The sequence below is a fragment of the Sulfurimonas indica genome (assembly GCF_009192995.1).
Lineage (GTDB): Bacteria > Campylobacterota > Campylobacteria > Campylobacterales > Sulfurimonadaceae > Sulfurimonas > Sulfurimonas indica.
This window is the reverse complement of the sequence record NZ_SDID01000018.1, coordinates 1-15,764: the sequence shown is the minus strand read 5'-3', so window position 1 is coordinate 15,764 and position 15,764 is coordinate 1. Positions and strand designations below refer to the sequence as shown.

Annotated in this window: 16 protein-coding genes; 8 read left to right on the top strand and 8 right to left on the bottom strand. The window is 36.5% G+C overall.

What is annotated here, in order from left to right:
• The first annotated feature begins 1 nt into the window (after position 1).
• From ES948_RS08530 to ES948_RS08520, 3 genes are read left to right on the top strand one after another with little or no spacing between them, the layout of a single operon-like run.
• On the top strand, positions 2–1,978 hold the full coding sequence (locus ES948_RS08530; protein WP_152184531.1) for a methyl-accepting chemotaxis protein: 1,977 nt from the start codon (positions 2–4) through the stop codon (positions 1,976–1,978).
• A complete protein-coding gene (locus ES948_RS08525; RefSeq protein WP_152184530.1) occupies positions 1,978–3,237 on the top strand; it encodes an ATP-binding SpoIIE family protein phosphatase in 1,260 nt (419 codons plus the stop codon). The genes ES948_RS08530 and ES948_RS08525 overlap by 1 nt, the downstream gene beginning before the upstream one ends.
• A 48-nt stretch (positions 3,238–3,285) precedes the next feature.
• Positions 3,286–4,590 carry a malic enzyme-like NAD(P)-binding protein gene (locus tag ES948_RS08520; RefSeq protein ID WP_152184529.1) on the top strand — a complete coding sequence of 435 codons (1,305 nt, stop codon included), beginning with the start codon at positions 3,286–3,288 and terminating at the stop codon, positions 4,588–4,590.
• On the opposite strand, the gene ES948_RS08515 is transcribed toward ES948_RS08520, so the two are convergent.
• A complete protein-coding gene (locus ES948_RS08515) occupies positions 4,587–5,237 on the bottom strand; it encodes an MqnA/MqnD/SBP family protein (RefSeq protein ID WP_152184528.1) in 651 nt (216 codons plus the stop codon). The two genes, ES948_RS08520 and ES948_RS08515, sit on opposite strands and share 4 nt — an antisense overlap.
• Before the next feature lie 66 nt (positions 5,238–5,303).
• On the opposite strand from ES948_RS08515, the gene ES948_RS08510 reads away from it, so the two are divergent.
• Genes ES948_RS08510 through galE form a run of 5 tightly spaced genes read left to right on the top strand, consistent with a single transcriptional unit; the run spans position 5,304 to position 8,760 of the window.
• Entirely contained in the window at positions 5,304–5,525 is a 222-nt protein-coding gene (locus tag ES948_RS08510) for a MoaD/ThiS family protein (protein WP_152184527.1), read from the top strand.
• Between the two features lie 3 nt (positions 5,526–5,528).
• The gene (locus ES948_RS08505; protein ID WP_152184526.1) at positions 5,529–5,975 is read left to right on the top strand and encodes a molybdopterin synthase catalytic subunit; all 447 of its coding nucleotides are present in this window, start codon (positions 5,529–5,531) and stop codon (positions 5,973–5,975) included.
• Positions 5,972–7,198 carry a molybdopterin molybdotransferase MoeA gene (locus tag ES948_RS08500; RefSeq protein ID WP_152184525.1) on the top strand — a complete coding sequence of 409 codons (1,227 nt, stop codon included), beginning with the start codon at positions 5,972–5,974 and terminating at the stop codon, positions 7,196–7,198. The genes ES948_RS08505 and ES948_RS08500 overlap by 4 nt, the downstream gene beginning before the upstream one ends.
• Positions 7,198–7,743 (top strand): hypothetical protein, encoded by a 546-nt coding sequence (locus ES948_RS08495; protein WP_152184524.1) that lies wholly within the window; start codon positions 7,198–7,200, stop codon positions 7,741–7,743. Before ES948_RS08500 ends, ES948_RS08495 begins: the two co-directional genes overlap by 1 nt.
• A 3-nt stretch (positions 7,744–7,746) precedes the next feature.
• Positions 7,747–8,760 (top strand): UDP-glucose 4-epimerase GalE, encoded by a 1,014-nt coding sequence (gene galE, locus ES948_RS08490; RefSeq protein ID WP_152184523.1) that lies wholly within the window; start codon positions 7,747–7,749, stop codon positions 8,758–8,760.
• Here galE and ES948_RS08485 read toward each other — a convergent pair.
• The 7 genes from ES948_RS08485 to ES948_RS08455 all read right to left on the bottom strand — a co-directional run bounded on the left by ES948_RS08485 (position 8,738) and on the right by ES948_RS08455 (position 15,480).
• Positions 8,738–9,754 (bottom strand): HlyD family secretion protein, encoded by a 1,017-nt coding sequence (locus tag ES948_RS08485; RefSeq protein ID WP_152184522.1) that lies wholly within the window; start codon positions 9,752–9,754, stop codon positions 8,738–8,740. The two genes, galE and ES948_RS08485, sit on opposite strands and share 23 nt — an antisense overlap.
• A complete protein-coding gene (locus ES948_RS08480) occupies positions 9,751–10,554 on the bottom strand; it encodes a hypothetical protein (protein ID WP_152184521.1) in 804 nt (267 codons plus the stop codon). Before ES948_RS08480 ends, ES948_RS08485 begins: the two co-directional genes overlap by 4 nt.
• 2 nt (positions 10,555–10,556) lie before the next feature.
• Entirely contained in the window at positions 10,557–11,876 is a 1,320-nt protein-coding gene (locus ES948_RS08475) for a glycosyltransferase family 2 protein (RefSeq protein ID WP_152184520.1), read from the bottom strand.
• A gap of 3 nt (positions 11,877–11,879) precedes the next feature.
• Entirely contained in the window at positions 11,880–13,235 is a 1,356-nt protein-coding gene (locus ES948_RS08470) for a TackOD1 domain-containing metal-binding protein (protein ID WP_152184519.1), read from the bottom strand.
• A 106-nt stretch (positions 13,236–13,341) separates the two neighbouring features.
• Complete coding sequence (locus ES948_RS08465; RefSeq protein ID WP_152184518.1) at positions 13,342–13,818, bottom strand: DUF2628 domain-containing protein; 477 nt, start codon at positions 13,816–13,818, stop codon at positions 13,342–13,344.
• 44 nt (positions 13,819–13,862) lie between these two features.
• Positions 13,863–14,414 (bottom strand): ribonuclease HII, encoded by a 552-nt coding sequence (locus ES948_RS08460; RefSeq protein ID WP_152184517.1) that lies wholly within the window; start codon positions 14,412–14,414, stop codon positions 13,863–13,865.
• Position 14,415: 1 nt separating this feature from the next.
• Positions 14,416–15,480, bottom strand: coding sequence for a DUF4143 domain-containing protein (locus ES948_RS08455; protein ID WP_152184516.1), 1,065 nt, complete (start codon positions 15,478–15,480; stop codon positions 14,416–14,418).
• Positions 15,481–15,764: the final 284 nt, after the last annotated feature.

Sequence of the window (15,764 nt, the reverse complement as noted above, 5' to 3'; positions counted from 1 at the left end):
TATGACTATTAAAAACAAACTCAAACTCATTACAGCTATTGTCGTCTCTTTTGCACTGGTAATCATGGTGTTGACTATTAATAAAGCATTGGAAAAAAGAGCTGTCATTACACAAGCACAAGAGTTAAATATACTTTCACAGAAACTTTCTCTTCTTATACATGAAACACAAAAAGAGAGGGGCGCGAGTGCAGGTTTTCTCGGCTCAAATGGAAAGAAATTCGGTGAGATCTTAAAGAAGCAGAGAGTTTTGACAGATGGTCGTTTCAAAGAACTTCAAATGTACGTGAACTCTCTTGATTTGACAAATTATCAGGAGAGTTTACGTAAAAGTATTCAAGCTGTTATGAATGGGATGGGAAGAATTGAAAACATCCGTTCCCGTGTTGATAATTTTACAATCTCGGTTAAAGATGAGGTCGGTTACTATTCAGGAGTGAACAGAGATATTTTGCACGTGATTTCTCTTACAGCGAAGTTAGCTGATACTCCAGAGCTTGTAAAAGCACTCAGTGCCTATACAAACTTTTTAAAATCAAAAGAGCGTGCCGGAATTGAGAGAGCTGTTATGAGTGCGACTTTTTCTGCTGACAAATTTGGTTCTGGAATGTTTGCGAAATTTATCACGCTTATGGCAGAACAGAATGCTTATATGGATGCATTTGTGAGCATCGCTCCAAAAGATTCAGTCGATATGTATAAACGTATTATGAATTCATCTGTTGTTACAGAAGTGAACAATATGCGTAAAGTTGCTGTTGCTAAAGCAAATGAAGGTGGTTTTGGTGTTGATGGTGTTGTCTGGTTTAAAACAATTACAAAAAAGATCAATTTACTTAAAAAAGTGGATGATAACTTAGCTAAAGAGAATGACAAACTACTTGCAAATATTGAAGCAGAGTATAAAACAAATACACTTATTGCACTGCTAGGATACAGTATCTTTGCAATTGCGGTCTTTATTATTATCTTAATCATTGCACGTGGTGTAAACAGAAGTGTTGAGAGCTCACTTAGCAAGATCAGCTGTGTATCGAATGATTTAGACTTGACATGTAATGTGGTTGTAGAAGGAGATGATGAGATTTCTCAAATCTCACGAGCACTTCATAAAATGATTGTATCATTTAAAGAGAGTGTTTATAATACACAGGATGTGGCAACGGCTACGACAAGAGAGAGTCATAAGCTTAATAGTGTTATAGATACTTTAAGACAAAATAGTCAGATTGAAGAGAATAAAATTAAAGAGGTTAATGGTTTAATTGCTGAAATTGGTGAGAAACTTGACATTGTTGAAGAGTCCACAATTGTTGTGACAGAGGATTTAGATAGTACTTTTAATGTGCTTGATACTTTCATTGTAAAACTAGAGTCAGTTGTGACATCGATTGAAAATGGAAGCCAACAGCAACAAGATCTTGTCAACAAAGTAGCATCTTTAACAGAACAGGCAAAAAATATCAAAGATGTACTCGCTATTATTTCTGATATTGCAGATCAGACGAATCTTCTTGCACTGAATGCTGCTATTGAAGCAGCACGTGCGGGTGAACATGGACGTGGTTTTGCCGTGGTTGCTGATGAGGTAAGAAAGTTAGCAGAGCGTACACAAAAATCACTTTCTGAAATCAGTGCAAATGTAAATCTTATTACACAAAATGTTGTAGAGATCTCTGAAGAGACAGATAAAACATCAGAAAGTATGAATGAGATAGCAGACTCTGCGCAAGAGCTTATAAGCTCTTCAAATGAGACTAAAGAGAATCTCTTGAATACCAAAGATAAATCGACAGATGTAATGCATCAAAGTGTCCTTATTGCTACAAAAACAAAAACACTTATTACAACAATGGATGAGATTATTGACGTTGCATCGAAAAATAGTGAACTCAGAACAACAGTAGAAAATGCAGTGGATTCATTGACACGAGATGCCAAAAAATTACAATCAGAACTAAGCAAGTTTAAAATTTAATGTTCAAAGATAGACTAGAACTCTTGGAGAAGAGTGAGGCTTATGCCTCCTATCAAGCAGAACTGGCATTTGAAAAAGAACTTAATATTCTTCGAAATGATTTTTACTATCAGATGATAGACTCAAAAACAACATCTTTAGTAGACTTTCTTTACAGACCACTTGATACTTTGAGTGGTGATGCTTACAGTGCCCGAAGAATCGATGAACACAGAACCTTTTATCTTCTTGTAGATGGTATGGGCAAAGGGATCTCTGCTTCATTTACAACAGTTATTATGACGACTTTTATCAATCATCTGATTGATAAGATGATTGAACATGACAGTTTTAGTTTAGATATCATTATTAGTGAGTCTATGGAGTTTATCAGACCAATTTTGCTTGATGATGAAGTTTTAGCTATAGACTATATATGTTTTGACAGTTATTTTGGTCTCTTAGAATATGCAAAGTTTGCAATGCCTCCTTTTCTTCTTCAAGACAAGCAAGACAATATTATCAAAATTAAATCAAACAATACTCCGATGAGTAAATGGCAGAGAGAGTATAGAATAGATCATTATCAAGTACAACATATTGACAAGTTTCTTTTTTACAGTGACGGCATTGTTGAAAACAGTACACAAGATGGGAAACAATCTTACGGGAGCTTTATAGAGGAGGACTTTAAAACATCTTTTACGAGAGAAGATTTTAAAGATAAGTTTAACTCTCGTATAAAAGAGCAAGAGGATGATTTGACACTTATATTTATTAACAGCCTTGATATGCGAGAAGAGACTCTTATTGGCAAGAAAGAGTTTGCAACATCATTACAAGATGTAGAGAGTGCTTCTGCTTGGTATGAGATGCTTTGGAAAGAGTTGAATGTTGATATGAAAGAGGCTTACAAGGCAGGTGTTGTTTTTACAGAGCTCTATATGAATGCTTATGAGCATGGAAATTTGGGTATTGATTCTCAAACAAAACATGATTTTCTAGAAAAAGATATTTACTTTGAAAAGTTAAATGAATTAGAAAAAGATTGTTCAAAAAAGATCTTTGTAGAAGTTTACAGGTTCAAAGAGTCTGCAAGTGAATATATTGTTACAAAAATTTATGATGAGGGAGATGGGTTTGATACCCACATACTCAGTCAGATTTTTAGAAATTCGAAAAAATTCAACGGACGCGGAGTTTTTGTCTCACGCAAGAACTCTATGGGGATTTATTATAATGCCAAAGGAAACAGTGTTTTATTTTTAAATAAAATCTAAACGTTTATTTTAGTTATATAATTTTTAATAGAAAAATAAGGATTTGTTATGTCAAAAAATTTATCATTTAAAGAGGCTTCTCTAAATTATCATAGAGCAAAAGATGAGTTTGATGGAAATGGGAAAATAGCGACACTTTTAACAAAACCATGCCATACCCAAGAGGAGCTTTCAATGGCTTACTCTCCAGGTGTTGCCTATCCGTGTCTGGAAATTCAAAAGGACCCGAAAAAGGTATATGAATATACAGATAAAGGTAACCTTGTCGCTGTCATTAGCGATGGTACAGCAGTTTTGGGATTAGGTGATATCGGTCATATGGCAAGTAAGCCTGTTATGGAAGGTAAAGGTGTTTTGTTCAAAGCATTTGCCAATGTAGATGCAGTAGATATTGAGCTCAATACAAAAGATACAGAGGAGATTATTACAATTGTATCTGCGATAGCGGATAGTTTTGGCGGTATTAACTTAGAAGATATTTCAGCACCAAGGTGTTTTGAGGTAGAGAGCCGTCTTAAAGAGATTTGTAATGTCCCTGTTTTTCATGATGATCAACATGGAACAGCTGTGATTACAACAGCTGGACTTATGAACGTTCTAGAGATGAGCGGTAAAAATGTTGCTGATCTTAAAGTTGTTATCATTGGTGCGGGTGCTGCCGGAATCGCTTGTGGTAATATGTACAGAGAGCTTGGTGTAAAAAACATAATTATGCTTGATTCCAAAGGTGTTATTCATGATGGAAGGGAAGATCTCAATAAATACAAAAAACGCTTTGCACTTAAAACAGAAGATAGAACTTTAGAAGATGCGATGAATGGTGCCGATATGGTCCTTGGACTCTCCGGCCCTGACTTGATAACTCCTGAGATGGTACAGTCAATGAGCGATGAGCACCCTATTATCTTTGCCTGCGCCAATCCAAATCCTGAGATAAAACCGGATGTAGCCAAAAAAGCACGCCCGGATATTATCATCGGTACTGGACGTAGTGATTATGCAAATCAGGTAAATAATGTTCTTGGTTTCCCTCAGATTTTTCGTGGTGCACTTGATGTAAGAGCTACAAAAATCACACAACATATGAAACTCGCTGCTGCTCGTGCACTTGCACGTTTAGCAAAAGAAGAAGTACCGGATCATGTAAAAGCTGCACACAATAGAGATGTTATGGAGTTTGGTCCGGACTATATCATCCCTTCACCGTTTGACAGACGTGTACTTGTATATGTTGCATCAGCTGTTGCAGAGGCTGCCATAGAAGATGGTGTAGCACGCGAGAAAGATTTTGATATAGATGCTTACAGAGTGAAACTACAGCGTTTAGCTGAGCATTTAGATGGAAAAATCTAGAGCTTTTTGGCCTCTTTATAAAACTTTTTGAGTCCAAGTTTTGCTTTGTTATCAAGTTTGTAGGAAATAAGCTCAAGATAGTCTAAAATCTCTTTTGAGTCTACTGCCGTTTTTTTTGCTGCTTTTTCTAAAAGATAGGCAGGAATCTTTTGCTTCTTTTTTAAAAACTCTCTCTCGATTTTTTTATAGACTTTTTTATCTTTGTGATAGCATAAAAGTGCAAAAACAAAAGGGAGTTGGTGTTTTTTGCTCCAGAGCTCTGCCAAATCTACATAGTCACTGTTTTTCAGAGAGTAACGCAGAGCCTTGTCTCCGATGAGTATCTCTCCATTTTGCGCTAGTATTTTTGCCAAAATATTTGAAGAGGCGGACTCTATATCATTTTTATCTCTGCGTGAGGGAATAACCAAAACACTGCGTACCTCTTTTTTTGCAATGATTCCAAGATTAATGTACTTGTATTGTTGTGCTGCGATACTTGATATAAAAGCGGCATCAACACGATTGTTGATAAATTCTTGATTGATTTTGGCAGGTACATTCTTTTTATAATTCATGATGGCTTTTGCTTGAGAGTTTTTGGCAAAGCGTTTCATAAAAACATGAAATGGGAGGAGGTTGAGGTATTCTATTTTTCCAAAAATCATGCGAAATTATAGCGCACTTAACTTATCTTAGATATAATTTGAACAATATTTTACAAGGTAGTAAAGATGGTAAGAGTAGAATTTTTAGGACCGATACAAAAAGATGCACTGGAACTTGAGATAACAAACTTAAATGAGTTAGCAGAGATTTTACAAAAAGATAAAGAGCTCTCTGAGTGGCTGCAAAACTCTGCAGTTGCCGTAAATGATACAATGGTTTCTTCTTTGGATGTAGTACTGCAAGATGGAGACAAGATCTCACTTCTGCCACCTGTTTGCGGAGGTTAATGGATGCTAAGCCTTTATGATGGTGCTTTGGATGTGCCAAAAATTTTAAAAGAGTGGTATGACGCAGAAGCACAAAGCAACTATGGTGCTTACATTCCATTTGTAGGGACTGTTCGCAGTGAAGACGGTATTGACGGGCTTAGTTTTGATATTTATGAGCCGATTTTAGAGTCTTGGTATGAGGCATGGCAGAAAAAGGCACAAGAAAGAGGCGCAATCATTAAAATGGCTCATTCACGTGGAGATGTTATGCTGCATGAGTCTTCTTATATTGCAGCAGTATTTTCACCAAAGCGTCGTGTCGCTTTAGAATTTATAGATGAATTTGTAGAAGATTTTAAAGCAAGTGCACCGATTTGGAAGTATGACCTCATAGATGGACAACGTGTTTATGCAAAAGACCGCTCAACTGCGATAAAAGGCAGTGGAATTCTAGGAGCAAACCAATGAGTATAACAGGAGCAGATTTTATCTCTTACGAGACAAGCCAGAATATGCTGGACCTTCTGCAGGTTAATAACCATCGCTATGAGAGAGTACCACTGAGCAGTGCACTTGGACGTGTTTTGGCAGAGGATATTGTAGCCGTTTATAATGACCCGCAGTTTCCTACGGCATCGATGGATGGTTATGCTGTAAAACATGAAGACTTACAAAAAGGTGAACTTGTTGTCCTTGGAGATAACCCTGCAGGACATGATGAGCGCCGAGTTTTAGGTGAAGGTGAGTCTATTAAGACCTTTACCGGTTCAATGATGCCAGAAGGGAGTGACACACTTATCCAGATAGAGAATGTTACATTTTCCGATGGCAAGATTACTATCAATGAGATGGTAGAGCGCAGGAATGCTGTTCGTCCTGTAGGCGAGGGTTATAGAGCTGGTGAGATTCTTATTGAAAAAGGAACGAAGATCGGTTTTGCCGAAATCGGTGTAATGGCAGGGCTGAACTGTGTGATGGTAAAAGTAGCACTTCGTCCTCGTGTAGCAGTTATTGCAACAGGAAGTGAGATACTTGATCTTGGAGAAAACTCTGACAATCCGGCTCAAATTCGAAGCTCAAACAACTACACACTAGCAGCACTGTTTGAGTCAGCTGGTGCAGAGGTGATTCAGCTTGGAACGGCTCCTGATGATAGAGATGCCATAATGAAGACTTTTGAAAATGCGCTTGAGTCTGCAGATATCCTTGTCAGTACCGGAGGTGTGAGTGTCGGGGACTATGATTTTGTCAAAGATATTATCCCTCGTCTTGGTGCTGAAGTGGTTTATAAAGGTGTCGGGATTAAGCCGGGTCGTCATATCTTAGTTGCACAGCGTGGACACAAGTTTATCTTGGCACTTCCTGGTTTTGCTTACTCTTCAACAGTGACTGCAATTCTGTATGCCTTACCACTCATTGCAAAGATGCTTGGCAAAGAAAAACCATATAAAATGGTAGCGGCAAAACTCCAGGAAGAGTTTAAGAAGCGTAGTAGATTTACAGAATTTACTGCCTGTAATGTTGTTATAGAAGATGGTGAGTACTTTGTGAACTTTGAAGGCAAAAAAGTAGGAAGCTCAGCGATTCTTACAAATATGCTACATAATTCGGCACTGATGATTGCCGGTGAAGATGATAAATTTTTAGAAGCAGGTACCTATGTCTCTGTAATACTACTGGATGAATTTTAATGAAAGCACTTGCACTAAACCCACAAACACAAGAGATATCTGAGATAGATATCGAGATGAAAGCAAATACGGTCTATACTTTTTTTAGCTCAATCCTTATCGATGAGTTAGAGTCAATAAACGAACATGTCATCTATACAGATGCAAATGCTTTAAGCCAAAAGAAAAGAGCCTATTTCATAGGTGAGCAGCTTGTTTTAGGAGATGCTTTGATACTTGGGAGATTTGATTTTGATGATATGGAGGTTAAAATCCCAAAAGAAGAGCTCTCTACACTCATTAGCTATGAGGTCAATGACTTTTATCAAAAGGTTTTAGAACTGCTTTCATCTACCGATATCAATCTTTATCGAACATTTGAAGTAGAAAAAAATGGTGAAAAGATAGCCCTTAATGCAGAATGGGTACTCTATACCTTTAATATTGCAGATGAGAGAACAAAAGAGTACTTTATCAATGAACTGCAAAAAGTTTTAAATGCAGGTGAGTCTGTTGAAGCGTATGTGCAAAAAATGGCACAGTTAGCTATGAACGCTGCAGGATAAGAGATGGTACTTGTTACTGGTGGTGCAGGCTACATTGGAACGCACACCTGTATAGAATTAGCGAAAGCGGGATATGACTTTCTTGTTTATGATAACTTCTCCAACTCCTCACGTGAGGCATTAAAGAGGGTTGAGAAGATTATTGGCAAAAGTATAATATTTGTAGAGGGTGATATTCGGGATAAAGAGGCTTTAGAGTCTGTTTTTAAATCGTACGATATCGACTCTGTCATTCACTTCGCAGGACTAAAGGCTGTTGGTGAGTCTGTTGAGAAACCATTAGAATATTATGACAATAATGTCTATGGAACAATGTCTTTGTGTGAAGTGATGCAGAAAAATGAGTGTACAAAAATAGTCTTTAGCTCCTCTGCCATTGTTTATGGTGACCCGCATACAACACCTATAAAAGAAAATTTTCCTCTGAGTGCTACAAATCCTTATGGACGCAGTAAACTTTTTACAGAAGAGATGTTGCGTGATCTTTTTGTCTCTGATAATAAATGGAAGATTGTATTGTTACGTTATTTTAATGTTGTAGGTGCACATGAATCCGGACTGATTGGAGAAGATCCAAATGGTCTACCAAACAATCTGATGCCATACATTGCCCAGATTGCAGTTGGTAAACAAAAAGAGTTACGTATTTTTGGGAACGATTATGAGACCAAAGATGGCACAGGTGTGAGAGATTACATTCATGTTGTCGATTTGGCAAAAGGACATGTAAAAGCACTCCAAAAAATTGATACTCTAGAGAATGTACTTACAGTAAACCTTGGAACGGGGAAAGGATATTCTGTTTTAGAGATGGTTGATGCTTATGAACAGGCTTCAGGTAAAAAGATACTCTACAAGATAGTATCAAGACGTGCAGGAGATATTACAAAATGTTATGCAGACACAAGCTATGCAAAAGAGATGCTTGGGTGGAGTGCCAAGAAGAGTTTGGGTGAGATGTGTGAGGATTCATGGAGATGGCAGTCTATGAATCCTAATGGTTATCAAAGAGATTGAAACGTACTTTTATTGGCAAATAGTTTATCATAAAACGCTTCGGTAGAGGTTTTTCAAGTTTAAGCTCTAAGACGATTGAGTAGGGTGTTTTGTGAAATATATTGTTAAGTGAGAGCGGTGTTTTGATAGCTCGCATTTGAATTTTTGAAACAGTAGCATTGATTTTTTGTTTATTTGGAAAAATAACGTTTACTTTTTTCCCAACCTCTGCATACTGTGCATTTTTAGGATTTAAAAAGACTTCCATTGTTGGATTGGCATGCAGATCAATCACCAAGAGTTCATCATATTGCTGTACGAGTTCACCTTCTCTTGCCACATTTGAAGTAATCGTTCCATTCTCCGGAGCAATAATAGTCAATGATTTGAGCTTCTCTTTTATCTCATAAAGTTCGAGTTTGTCATTCAGAACATCTTTAAGGGCAAGTTTACTATTTTCAAGACTCTCTTTTGCATTTGTGTAAGCAAGTCTAGCACTCTCTAGTTGAATGAGCGCATTGGAGACATCCAGCTGTGTGACATTCCCTTTTTCTTTAAGTTTTTTGATACGTTTATAATCTTCATTTCTATAGTTATATGCATTTTTGGCAATTCTTAAAGCTGTACGATTGTTGTTGATGGTTTCCATGATGTTCTTTTGGTTGAACTCTAGTTTTTTGAGGTAATTGTTGTATTTTGCTTCAAGAAAATCATTTTTTAGGATTGCTAGCGTATCGCCTTTTGTGACAACTTCACCTGTCTCTTTGAGCGTAACAACTTGACCATCAGCAGGGGTTTTTATCTTCAACTCTTTTAACAGAACAAATCCAGGTTCGATAATGACGATATAATGATAGATGAGATAAGCAACATAAGTGACAAAAGGAAAAAGAAAGAGAAGAAGTACTAGACGAAAACGCCATTTTGCAAAGGGTCTTCGTGCCGGTGCATAGTTTACTTTTAGACCTCGAACTTCATCATCCGAAGATGGCGGTTTATTAAATTGTACATTCATTTTTTTGCCTTATTAAATGCTTTAAGAGATTGTATCACAACAGCTACAAAATTATTATAAGATGAGAGCTCATTTGCTATTGTATACCATTTTTGTAAAGATTTTTTTTTCCCATAAAGTGCGTACGTTTCATCTTGATAGAGAACGCTTAAAGGTTCTATGGAGAGTGCAAGAGAGAAGTGAAGCTTTTGATTGTTTTCTAAGAGATTTTTGAGCTTTTGAACTACCTTTTTTTGGTTGATACTGTAGTACATAATGACCGCTTCATTAAGACCTGCGGTATGGAGTTCTTGTAATAGAGAATGGCTCGCTATTTTATGATTTATAGAGAGACCAAGAGCTAAAGGAGTATGTTGCTTGACTTTATGAACAAGATTTATGATCTCATCTCTCCAAAGTGGATGCTGCTCTTTTGGAAGAGCTGAGGGTTCAATATCAAGCTGAACTCCTTTGAAAGGAAAGTTTTGAAAAAAATCTATGAGTGCAAGGAGTTTTTCGTGATTTTGAGGATAGATATAGCTCTCGTCACCAAGAAGCAGTTCAATTTGAATGTCATTTTGTTTTGCATCATGAAAAAAGTCTTTTAAGAGTGCTCTCTCATATGCGTTATTTTTGAGTTGCAAGATCTCCTGAGCACTAAAAGAGAGGAAGATTCTTTTTGTTGGAGTGAGTTTGCTAAAAAAAGATGTTTGCGCTTTTTTGTAGTTGCAAAATCCTTCCCAGCTATACCAGTCAAGCTTAAACTCTGAACTCCAAAGAGAAAGTGTAAAGAGAAAAAGAAGGATTGTTTTTTGCAGCATATTTAGTAGTTTCCTTTTTTGAGTACCCACCATGGTGCCATATTTGAATCAAGATGTGATTTGTTGATTATAGAGTGAAGCAGTGCCAGTGCGGCATTTATTCTCGCTGTATAGGTAAAGATAGGAAAAAGAGGAAGATATAATACGTACTCTAAATCCTCTTTAGGACGTTCACTGATTAAAAAGATATAAAGTATATAAAAAATCAGAAGCATCATAAAGTAAAAAGCATAGACAATAATGCTCAATCCTAGAAGATAATTAAATGGTACAAATATCAGCATCAGAATTGTATAAAGTGTAATGACAAAGGGCATGATGATTTGGAAGAAATAGACACCAACAAGGGTGAAGAGATAGTTAAGCCCACCAAGAAGACTCGGTCGGATATTGTTTATATATTTTCGAATAAGTATATAAAAAAGATCTCCTTCCCAGCGAATTCTCTGTTGAAAAAATCCAAGAAGCGTACTGGGGACCTCTGTATGCCCTATGACATGCGGGTCAAAAACTATACGCCAGTTTGGATACATAGCAAAGTGCTCTTTGAGTCGCATTGTTATATCAAAATCTTCAGCAGTACCACTATCCCATCCCATAAGCAGTTTTAAAATTTCAATACGAAAGATACCAAAAGCACCGGAGATATTGTTAACCATATTAAAAGAAGACAGCCCTGTTCTTCCTGCTGTGATAGAGAGCATATATTCAATGGCTTGCAAGCGTGTTGCCAAAGATTCTTTTGCATTTTTAACGCGTAAGTTTCCAGCTACTGCAACTACATCAGGATTATCAAAGTTTTGTACAGCTTTAATGACCATGTCATTATCAAAAGTCGTATCACCATCAAGAGCCATAAAGATTTCCCCACTGGCTAATTGCATACCAAGATTCATCGATGAAACTCGTCCGCCTCTTTTATACTTTGGAATGACTTTAAGTTCACGGTTTTGCAAGGCATTAATCTCATTTTTTAAATGAAGAGCGACATTATGAGTCTTTTTATTTGCAAGTGCGCCATCAATAACGACAAGTATCTCTATTTCACCTGGATAGAGTTGATGAGCTAAGGAGTAGATAGGCTCAATGATATTTTCACCCTCAGAATAGCATAGAAGAGTACAAGTGACTTTTGGCATATTTTTTGGAAAAGCTACTCTTTTTTGCTCTTTTTTTGCCCAGATAAACATGCCTAAAATAACCATAAAGAGTAGTGGTAGTTCCAGTAGCAGTATAAAAGGAGTAAAGAGCAACAAAAAATCTGCAAATGTCGAGTGTGACTGTAAAATGTCAAAAAGTGTTTCAAGTAGTGCATTTATCATTTGCTATTTATTTTCCTCACTTTGTAATAAATCATTCATTATGGTTTTTGCATTACTTTTCTCTTTGAGTGGATTTTTAATGGTATAGAATGTTTTTAATTTTACAGAGAGTTGCGGTCCGTTTTCTATCTTCAGCTCATGCAGAATATTTAAAAGTCTCTCTTCTATTCCTTTTTTCGATGTCGTCGGCAACAGTATCCAGAGTCTGTGTTCATCATCCATTGAGAGCATGTCTGTCTCACGCAGAAGTTCTAAGATTCTGCGTGAGAGCTCCTCCATAATCTCATTTGTTTTTGTAAAACCGTAGTAGTTGATAAATTTATGCATATTATCAAACTCTAAAAGAACTACTAGAAAATGAAAAGTGCTATCTCGTTTAAAAACAGAAGTCATCCAGTTGAGGAAGAGTTTGAACTCATCTATCTTAATATGTTTGAGACTCTCTGCAAACATTGAGAAGATGACATTCTTTTGGTCCAACAGAAGATACTCCTGCCCCTGCAGTGAAAGCTTGAGTTTATGAAACTCCTCTATATTTAACTTGTCAGGTTCATTCTCAGCAGAACAGTCCATACATCGTGCAACAACATAAGGCTCTTTAAATATATAGCTGCAGTCATAACATTTGTACTCAGAAGCAGGGAGGTCATAGTCAACGCCTATAAGCTTAAGCTGCGTGAGACATTTTGGACAGACCAGACCTGCATCTTTTTGAAATTGCTTCTCTTCATCCACATAACCGCATGAAAAACAGTGTAGAATTTTTGACTCTTTTATATTGATACTCTTACACTGCGGACATAAATCGATAAAATAGAGATGTGCACTTTGGCATTGGTTACATAAGCGCACTCTGTCTACAATTTTAGAAAATGTAAGTAGACTTTTTGCTGTAAGCTCATAGACCCAAGAATCATTAGACGTTTGAGAAATGAACTCTAAAATAGGATATTTGTAGAGTTTTTTTGTTTTTGGATGAAATTCGGGGATCAGTTCATAATCTTCCCGCAGATAAAGATAAAGAAGAAGTTTTTCTTCTCTTTTTAATGCTTTTATATTAAGTTTTAATTTAGAGAGTAACTCTTGTGAAAACTTAAAGCTTTTAAACGCATCTTTGAGGGATTTTTCACCATCAAAAAGTCTGTTTTGTATAAGATCTTCTGTATATACAAGATAGTACCAAAATTCAGAGGAACGAATTTCTTTTATTAACTCATCTGCTATATCACTACATGAAGCACTAATATAGAACCCTGCAATAGTAGTTTTATTGTTAGAAAATTCTTCCCAGCTTTTAAATGTAACAATATCATATTCAGTATCAATCGAAGAATCACTAAAGACGGCTATCTGTTTCAAGGCTGTCTCCTCTGTCAAAGTTATGAATATTATAGCACTATTTGTAAAAAGTTATTGTATATTTATGAGGCAATACATATGCAACAATGCATATGTAGAGAAAGTATTAGTTCATGGAAGCCATTGAGGCCATAACCATACTAAAGATGTAAAAAAACATCAACGCAACAAAGATAACATATACCCATACTACCCATTGATTGTAGCCACCAACTGCACGCATTGTCTCAATTCGTTTGTCAATATCATCAATATTTGCTTCAACCTCTGCTTTTTTATGTTTATAGCCTTTATAGATAAAGTATGTAGAAAAACCACCGGCTAAAACTGCAATAAGAAGACCACCAAAAGGAATAATTCCAGCTAAAAGAGAGATGATGAAAAGTACAAGTGCAGGAATGTACTGTTTTCTGTAGAGCAAAAATGCCCAACCTCCAAAGAAGGCCCACCAGCTCCATACCCATTTCATTGAATCAATACCATTGATATTGAACTTTGAAAAAGCATTCTGATACCACAATGTTTTTTCGGACTTGTTTACAAATGCTTCTATCATTGCATTTTCATAATCTTTTTCTTCCATTGAGAGCCTTTTAGGTTAAATTTCACATATTATAATGTAAAAAATTAAAAAAGAGTAGGTTCAAGTGCTTTTACTTTGTAAGATTTTCTGTGAATTGGTGAGTAACCATATTTTTTAATCATTTCAATATGGAGTTTTGTTCCATACCCTTTATGTTTTTCTAATTGATACTCGGGATACTCTTTTGCAAGTTCTAAAATATCTCTGTCATGGGTTACTTTTGCCAAAATGGAAGCAGCACTTACCTCTGCAACTTTTCCATCGGCCTTTATCATAGTCTCCAAACCTTGCACCCCAAAGTTTGAGTTTCCGTCAAAGAGATAACTCTGGGCTTCAAGATTTTGCATAATCTCCCTCAGCCCCTCACGCAGACAGTGAGATATACCATTGGCGTCAATTGCAGCGGCAGAAAATTTAACTATATGATAAGTAGAGCATTTGATTATCTCTTTATAGAGTGCTTCTCTTTTTTTCTCTGTGAGTTTTTTGGAATCATTGAGCCCTGTCACAGTCTCACGCAAGATACATCCCGCCATTACCAGATCACCAGCAAGCGGTCCACGACCCGCTTCATCTATGCCACACAGCTTGTCCATTTTAATCTCCCAAAGCCCAAATATCAAAAGGTATTATATCAACTTGAGAGAGAGGATGCGCAATGTTTCCTTCTTTATTCATAGTGACAACTGTGATTTTTCGCACACCATAGCTAAAGATAAAGGCCTCAATACTCTCCAGTTTTTTAAACAGACGCCGCTCATCCGCAAAAGGTTTGGAGAGGATAATCTCATCATTATCTGGCAGATAAAAATCAACCCCCTCTTCATAATAAACTTTTTTGGAAGCTTTAAAAAGCTCTAAAAATATCATATTTTCAAAAAGGCGACCGAAATTTTTCTCTACTGAGAGGGCAGCTTTAAGCGATGTATCGCAGAGATAGACTTTTTTTGTGGCTTTTGCGTGAGCAAACTTTTCTAATAAATGAATATAGTTTTTCTCACGCAGGGCTTCAAAAGATTTGTAGAGTTTGTCTTTGGAGATTTTACGACTCTGTTTGAGACGCTCATAAATGGTAAAAGCAGAGAGCTTTTGTGAGAGAAACTTTGCACACAGACGCATAATGTCAAACTCAACGGAGTCCAAGCTGTTTTGCAGTATATTTTGTAAGAAATATATGCGCTCATCAGCACTGATAGTATGCATGGCAGCAAATCCGCCAAGCTGGACAAAGTGCTTGAGTGCAGAAGAGTCATATTTATGCTCATAGGCTAAAAACTCCTCATAATCAAGTGGATAGAGTTGTAGTGTTTTTAAAAAAGGAATGTTATAGTGTTTTTGGGAAGCAACTAGCAACTGTGTGACATTTGGAAATATAAAACCCTCCCGATAGTTGTCATATGCAAGAACATCGATTTTGTTGGCATTGCAAAAATCAGCAAGTGCCGCATTAAAAGGCTCTAATTCTATGCGTATATCTACACAGTTGATGTAGAGATAGGAGCTTTTTTTTAAAGAGAGCAGATAGTTTTTTATCAGTTTTGTCTTGCCGCTCTGCGTGATGCCGTTTATCTGGTAGGATTTATCATCAATATAGACTTTTCTTTGGTGATACTTTTCAAGTTGTAGGTCGGTTTTGTAAAACTCTTCAAGTAAAATTTCCATAAATTATCCATTTTTTTGTGTAGTGTATTGTATCATTTCCTTATTAAAAGGAAATAAATTTACAATAATTTTGGTTTTCTGCCCCATAATCCTTGAATATTACTCTGTATGCGTTCCCGCGCAGAACATGGGAATAAGAGAAATGATGTATTAAGCATTTTCTTATAATGGGGGGGGTAAAATACAACATAAAATCATAAAAAAAGAGAATCACAATGAGAAAAAAACTCACTCTTAGCCTAGTGTCAAACGAACTGCTAAAATTGGCACTAAAGGAAGTGAGT

Coding starts and splice junctions, on each gene's coding strand:
- ES948_RS08510 (WP_152184527.1), top strand. CDS start 5,304: ATGGTAAGAGTAGAATTTTTAGGACCGATACAAAAAGATGCACTGGAA.
- ES948_RS08455 (WP_152184516.1), bottom strand. CDS start 15,480: ATGGAAATTTTACTTGAAGAGTTTTACAAAACCGACCTACAACTTGAA.
- ES948_RS08505 (WP_152184526.1), top strand. CDS start 5,529: ATGCTAAGCCTTTATGATGGTGCTTTGGATGTGCCAAAAATTTTAAAA.
- ES948_RS08515 (WP_152184528.1), bottom strand. CDS start 5,237: ATGATTTTTGGAAAAATAGAATACCTCAACCTCCTCCCATTTCATGTT.
- ES948_RS08520 (WP_152184529.1), top strand. CDS start 3,286: ATGTCAAAAAATTTATCATTTAAAGAGGCTTCTCTAAATTATCATAGA.
- ES948_RS08480 (WP_152184521.1), bottom strand. CDS start 10,554: ATGCTGCAAAAAACAATCCTTCTTTTTCTCTTTACACTTTCTCTTTGG.
- galE (WP_152184523.1), top strand. CDS start 7,747: ATGGTACTTGTTACTGGTGGTGCAGGCTACATTGGAACGCACACCTGT.
- ES948_RS08495 (WP_152184524.1), top strand. CDS start 7,198: ATGAAAGCACTTGCACTAAACCCACAAACACAAGAGATATCTGAGATA.
- ES948_RS08500 (WP_152184525.1), top strand. CDS start 5,972: ATGAGTATAACAGGAGCAGATTTTATCTCTTACGAGACAAGCCAGAAT.
- ES948_RS08460 (WP_152184517.1), bottom strand. CDS start 14,414: ATGGACAAGCTGTGTGGCATAGATGAAGCGGGTCGTGGACCGCTTGCT.
- ES948_RS08530 (WP_152184531.1), top strand. CDS start 2: ATGACTATTAAAAACAAACTCAAACTCATTACAGCTATTGTCGTCTCT.
- ES948_RS08525 (WP_152184530.1), top strand. CDS start 1,978: ATGTTCAAAGATAGACTAGAACTCTTGGAGAAGAGTGAGGCTTATGCC.
- ES948_RS08485 (WP_152184522.1), bottom strand. CDS start 9,754: ATGAATGTACAATTTAATAAACCGCCATCTTCGGATGATGAAGTTCGA.
- ES948_RS08465 (WP_152184518.1), bottom strand. CDS start 13,818: ATGGAAGAAAAAGATTATGAAAATGCAATGATAGAAGCATTTGTAAAC.
- ES948_RS08475 (WP_152184520.1), bottom strand. CDS start 11,876: ATGATAAATGCACTACTTGAAACACTTTTTGACATTTTACAGTCACAC.